General features: G+C 69.6%; 3 protein-coding genes. All 3 read left to right on the top strand.

Translation table 11 applies throughout. The features are described 5' to 3' along the window. Nucleotides 1-589, top strand: a 589-nt coding sequence (locus QZV94_RS24310; protein WP_293682949.1) for an ATP-binding cassette domain-containing protein, incomplete at its 5' end; no start/stop codon positions are given. A 313-nt stretch (nt 590-902) separates the two neighbouring features. Continuing rightward, a complete protein-coding gene (locus QZV94_RS24315; RefSeq protein ID WP_293682951.1) occupies nt 903-2,132 on the top strand; it encodes a chromate transporter in 1,230 nt (409 codons plus the stop codon). A gap of 117 nt (nt 2,133-2,249) precedes the next feature. Further along, complete coding sequence (locus QZV94_RS24320) at nt 2,250-2,909, top strand: hypothetical protein (protein ID WP_293682953.1); 660 nt, start codon at nt 2,250-2,252, stop codon at nt 2,907-2,909. The last annotated feature ends 21 nt before the right edge of the window (nt 2,910-2,930 follow it).

A 2,930-nucleotide genomic window follows, 5' to 3' on the forward strand; every position in this document is an offset into this window, starting at 1 on the left:
ACTGGATGCGCCCACGCGAGGGACGGTCTGGGCCGGCGCGACCCGCCTCAGCGCCGACAGACGCGTCCTGGTGCCGCCTGAGCGCCGGCGACTGGCGATGGTGTTCCAGGACCTCGCGCTTTGGCCGCATCTGTCAGTCGAAGCCCACCTGCGCTTCGTGCTGAGCTCAGTGTGCGTGCCCAGGCCGGAGCAGGAGGAGCGGATCGCCCGGACGCTCGAACAGGTGGAGCTGCGGGAGCGCGCCGCGGCCTATCCGGGGGAGCTCTCGGGCGGCGAACGCCAGCGGGTCGCGATCGCGCGTGCGCTCGTGACCGAGCCGGCCGCGGTGCTGTTGGACGAACCGCTGTCGAACCTCGACCTCCGCCTTAGGCGAGAGCTGCTGGGTCTGTTGAAGAAGCTCTTCACCCAACGCCGGATGACGGCGGTCTACGTGACCCATGACATCCGCGAGGCCGTGGCGTTGGGCGACCGCATCGCGGTGATGAACGCCGGACGCTTGGTGGCGGTGGGTGCGGTCGATGCATTGCGAAATTCGCCCGAGCCGCTCGTCCGCGAGATCCCGGAGGGGCTCACGTGGTCAGGCCTGTGAGAATGGCGGCTGTGGGGCGCTGCGGACGGCGGTCAGGAAAGCCTAACGGTTCCGCACGGTTCAGGCATCGGCCCCTTGCCGGAGGATATGCCGGCGGCGAGACTTCAACCGGCCGGATCTGGATGATATACGCCCCTGCGCGGGCCATGCGGGCGCCCGCCCATAGACGGATGTCCGTCCAAGACCCGCTCCCCTCAGGCCTCGTGCCTGGGCGTTTGGAGCGTGCGCGAATGGTCGGACTGTCTTTCACCTATCGCATGGAGCCGGGTGGACCGCGTGTCTCGGTCCCGGTCGTCCTCACAGGAGCGGCCGCATGACCGCGACGGTGGTAAGCGACGCCCCGTCGGCCGCCGAGCCACAGCCGCCGGCGCTGACCTATCCTCAGCTCTTCCTGCGCTTCCTGCGTTTCGGGCTGATGGCCTGGGGCGGCCCTGTCGCCCAGATTGCGATGTTGCGGAAGGAACTGGTCGAGGAGGAGCGCTGGATCTCCAGTGCGAGGTTCAACCGGCTGCTCGCGGTGATGCAGGTCCTGCCGGGACCCGAAGCGCACGAGCTGTGCGTTCATCTCGGCATGCGCGCGAAGGGCCGGCTCGGCGGCGTGCTGGCTGGGCTCGCGTTCATGTTGCCGGGATTTCTGCTCATGCTGGCGCTGTCGTGGCTCTACTTCGCCATCGACCTTGCCGGGTCAGGGCTCGGCGCCGCGTTCCTCGGCGTGCAGGCGGCGGTGATCGCCCTCATCGTGCGCGCCGTCCACCGGATCGGGGAGCACGTCCTCAACGATCGCTGGCTATGGGCTTTGGCCATCGGCTGCGGCGTCGCCGCCCTCCTGGGCGCGAGCTTCTGGATCACCCTGCCCGCCGCGGGCGTCATCTATGCGCTGGCCGCCTCGCGCCGCCGGGGGCTGGCGGTCCTCGCCGCGGGCATCGCTGTTGCGGCCGCCGCCGCCGTCGTGCTGTGGGTTCCCACGGCCCAGCCCGGCGTCACCGTGGCCGGCCTCGCGGACCAGGCGCGCGCCGGGCCGCTGCTCCTGTTCCTGTCCGGTCTGAAGGCGGGCCTGCTGACCTTCGGCGGCGCCTATACGGCGATCCCGTTCCTGCGCAACGACGCGGTCGGGCGCGGCTGGATGAGCGACGGCCAGTTCCTCGACGGACTGGCGCTCTCCGGCGTGCTTCCGGCGCCGCTGATCATCTTCTCCACGTTCGTCGGCTACGTAGCGGGAGGCCCCCTCGGGGCGGTTGCCATGACCGTCGGCATCTTCCTGCCCGCCTTCGCCTTCTCCCTCGTGCTGTACGATCGCCTCGAAGCCGTGCTCGAGGTCAAGGCGCTGCACGCCCTCTTGGAAGGCGTGGCTGCCGGCGTCGTCGGGCTGATCGCGGCCACCACGCTGCAACTCGCCCAGGCGACGGCTGGGCGGGTTCCTTCGCTCTGGCCGGCCTTGGCGATCTTCGCCGTGGCTTTGGCCGTGCTCTATCTGTGGAAGAGCAAGCTCAACGTCGTGGTGATCGTCCTGGCAGCGGGCCTGGCGGGTTGGATCAGCTACTAGGGATATCCGCCGGCCCGTTCGCGGCGGTCCTTGAGGGAGAAGTGTCGGCGCATGATGAGGGCAACCGCGGCCTGTCCAGTGCGGGCGTGCGCCGCACTCATCGCGGCCGTCGTCGGCATGCCCGCGTCCGCGTACGCTTTCCCGCCGTACCGCTCGACGGATGCCGGAACGGCGGATCCGCACGAGGTCGAGTTGCGCCTGGGTCTCGGCGAGATCGAACGCGACTCAGGTCGGACCGAGCTTCTCAGCCCGCTGTTGCAGGCCAATCTCGGCCTGCCGAACGGCTTCGAGCTGATCTCCGAACTGGAATACTCGCCACGCGGCGAGGGGCTGAAGGACGGAGCGCTCGGGGCCAAATGGGCGGCGCCCGTCTCGGACACGCTCAGCATCGGCGTGGAGACCCTGGCGTCGGCGCCGGTCAGCCGCTCGACCGGTGGCGTGGGCGTCGAGAGCACGCTGCTCGCGACGATACGGATGGACCGCTACGAGCTGCACCTCAATGCCGGCGGCTTCCACGACCCGCGCGCCGGCCTGGCGGAGTCGGGTTGGCGTGCGAGCGCACTCGCCGAGATTCCGCGCGGCGATCACCGCTTCGGGGTCGAGCTGTTCGCCAGGGACTCGAACCGCGGCCGGACCGACGTAAGGGTGGGTGCGGGCTTGATATACGATCTGGGACGGTTCGACCTTCGGACGGGCGTCCACGTCGGCCTCACCCCCGCCGCCCCCGACGTCGGGATAAACCTGTGGCTGACCACCAGTTTCCCGCTCCGCCAATGAACAGGAGGCCCCAACAAGAGA

This window comes from uncultured Phenylobacterium sp., from assembly GCF_902826855.1.
Lineage (GTDB): Bacteria > Pseudomonadota > Alphaproteobacteria > Caulobacterales > Caulobacteraceae > Phenylobacterium.